Here is a 2918-nt window from a genome sequence, read left to right on the forward strand (position 1 = left end):
GGTCCCCCTTCGCGAGCGCCTGGACGAGCAGGAGCCGGGGCGCGGGAGCGGGCTCCGCGCGCACCGCGCCGAGGCGAACGGTGAACGCCTTCCCGGCGACCCTCGTGACCTCGGCGTCCGCGAGGCGGCCGGAGCCGTCGCCGATCAGAATCGTCTCGCCCGCGCGGATCCGGCTCACGGTTACGGCGTGCCGACCCTCCGGACCGCCGATCGTCAGCTCCGCGCCGTCGGCGAAGGCCTCCGGGCTCTCGGGCTCCGCGAAGTAGAGATTCGCCACGGCTTAGCGGAAGAAGCGGTCGCGGATCTTGCCGAACATGCCCTGCTGGAACTCGCCCAGGTGCGGCGGCTTCGGCTTCTGCAGCGCGTGCAGCTGGCGGACCAGCTCCTGCTCGCGCTTGCCGAGCTTCGTCGGGATCACCGTGTGCACCGCGATCTTCAGGTCGCCGCGCGCGTTCGAGCGGAGCTTCGTGATGCCGCGGTTCTTGATCGTGAGCACATCGCCGCTCTGCACGCCCGCCCGGATCTCGAGCTCAACGGGGCCGTCCAGGCCCTCGATCGTGGTCTCGGTGCCGAGCACGGCGTCGGTCATCGCGACCTCGAGGGTCGCCAGCAGGTCGTCGCCCTCGCGGCTGAACACGTCGTGGTGGCTGACGCGGAACTCGATGAAGAGATCACCGTTGGGGCCGCCCGCGGGTCCGGCCTCGCCGCCGCCGCGCATCTGCATCCGGGTGCCGGTCTCGATGCCGGACGGGATGTCCAGCGAAATGGTCTTGCGCTCGCGCACGCGGCCCTTGCCGTCGCAGGTGACGCAGGGGTTCTCGATCACGGTGCCGTGTCCCTGGCAGGTGCCGCAGGGGTGGTTCGTGACGACGTTGCCGAACATCGAGCGCACCTGGCGCTGCACGAAGCCAGAGCCGTGGCAGATGTCGCAGGTCGAGGGCGAGGTGCCGGGCTGGCAGCAGCTGCCGTCGCAGGTCGCGCAGCGCACGGCGGTGTCGATGGGCACCTCGCGCTTCGTGCCGAAGACGATGTCTTCGAGGCTCACGTCGATCCGGATCAGGGCGTCCTGGCCCTGCTCGGCGCGGGGGCGCGGCCCCTGCTGGCCGCCGAAGCCGCCCTGCCCGCCGAAGAAGGTCTCGAAGATGTCGCCAAAGCCGCCGAAGCCGCCCTGCCCGTTGCCCGAGCCGCCCAGGTCGTACTGCTGCCGCTGCTGCGGGTCGCTGAGCACGTCGTAGGCGTGGGTGACGTCCTTGAACTTCTCCGAGGCCTCGGGGCTCGGGTTCACGTCCGGGTGCAGCTCGCGGGCGAGCTTCCGGTACGCCTTCTTGATTTCTTCCGGGCTTGCGTCGCGCTCGACGCCCAGGACTCCGTAGTGGTCAGCCACGTGCGGTGACTCCTTCGTATTCGGGGTGATTCACGTTGTGGGGGAAAATCTGTGGGGGGATCACGGCTTAGTCGTTCGAGGCCAGGAGCTTGCTCAGGTAGCGGGCCACGGCGCGCACCGAGGCGATGTTCCCCGCGTAGTCCATCTGCATCGGCCCGAGCACCGCGAGCCGCGCTGAGGAGTCGTCGCCGCCCTCGTAGCGGCTCGCGAGCACGGCGGTCTCCGGGAGCCCGTACTGGGCGTTTTCCCGGCCGATCGAGGCGCGCACGATCTCGCCGTCCGTCACGAGCTCGGACACGAGCCGGAGCAGGGCGACCTGCTCCTCAATCGCCTCGAGCACCGGCGTGACATTGGCCGCGAACTCGTGCCCGCTGCGGAGCAGGTTCGCGGTGCCCGCGAGCGCGATGCGGTCGGAGCGGTTGGAGCGGATCTGCTCGGCGATGACCGCGAGCACGGAGCGGATGATCGTGCCGTCGGCGGGGTCCGCCCAGGTTTCGAGGTCGGCGTCAAGCGCGTCGAGCCGCGTGGCGGCCGCCTCAAGGTCGTGCCCCATGATCTCGCCCATGACCCGGTCCCGGAGCCCGCTCACCCAGGCCTCGCTGACGCGGGCGGCGGGGAGCCGGGCGACGTGCTGCTCGACGACGCCGGTGCCGGTGATCAGGACGCACAGCACGCGGTTCTCGCCCACCGGGACGAGTTCGAGGTGCCGGATCACGGCGCGACGCAGCGTGGGGTACTGCACGACGGCGACCTGGTTCGTGAGCTGGGCGAGCAGCCGAACGGTGCGGCTCAGGGCATCGTCGAGGTCCTCGGACTCGCCGAGGAAGCGCTCGATCGCGCGCCGCTGGGCCACGCTCAGCGGGCGCACCTCGGCGAGGGTATCGACGTAGAGCCGGTAGCCCTTGTCCGTGGGCACCCGGCCGGAGGAGGTGTGCGGGGCCACGATGAGCTCCTCGTCCTCCAGCATCGCCATGTCGTTGCGGATCGTGGCGGCGGAGACGCCGAAGTTGTGTCGGTCCACGATCGCCTTGGAGCCGACCGGCTCGTGCGAGGACACGTAGTCATTGACGATCGCTCGCAGGACGTCAAGCCCCCGGTCCGTGACCACGTTTCCTCCCGGCTACTCAGCGTGCCGCCCTTCGGCTGGCACTCGTACATTGCGAGTGCCAAGTCTAGCGCACGGTCCGGGACGTTTCCCGGGAGGCCACGCCCGGCGGCTCAGCCCTCGGCGAACGACCCGCCCCGGGCCCCGGCTTCCTCGGCGGTGAGCACGAGATCGTCGGTCTCCTCCTCGTCCACCCAGACCAGGGTGACCCGCAGGGGCCGCCCGCTCGCCTCCTCCGGCACCTCCAGGGAGTTTTCCTGCGGCCCGTAATCCGCCGTGCAGACCTGGAACTGCGCGGTCTTGAGCTCGACTCGGAGCTCGTCGGCAGCTGGCGCGGTCACCGTTCCGACGGCGGGCACGCAGCTGGAGCTGCCGAACGTGACGAGGTCGAGCGCGCCGTCCGCCGTGAGCGTCGCCGAGGCCGTGAAA

3 protein-coding genes and 1 pseudogene are annotated in these 2918 nt (G+C 70.5%); all 4 read right to left on the reverse strand.

What is annotated here, in order from left to right; genetic code table 11:
- Positions 1–277 (reverse strand): RNA methyltransferase PUA domain-containing protein (locus OOT08_RS18570; protein WP_325094377.1); only part of this gene is annotated, 277 nt, incomplete at its 3' end.
- 3 nt (positions 278–280) lie between these two features.
- The gene (dnaJ, locus tag OOT08_RS18575) at positions 281–1384 is read right to left on the reverse strand and encodes a molecular chaperone DnaJ (protein ID WP_325094378.1); all 1104 of its coding nucleotides are present in this window, start codon (positions 1382–1384) and stop codon (positions 281–283) included.
- Positions 1385–1451: 67 nt separating this feature from the next.
- Entirely contained in the window at positions 1452–2492 is a 1041-nt protein-coding gene (gene hrcA, locus OOT08_RS18580; protein ID WP_325094380.1) for a heat-inducible transcriptional repressor HrcA, read from the reverse strand.
- Positions 2493–2602: 110 nt separating this feature from the next.
- Positions 2603–2918, reverse strand: a pseudogene (locus OOT08_RS18585) (hypothetical protein); the annotation flags it as partial.

It is taken from the genome of Leucobacter sp. M11 (assembly GCF_035726885.1).
GTDB lineage: Bacteria > Actinomycetota > Actinomycetes > Actinomycetales > Microbacteriaceae > JAPFRB01.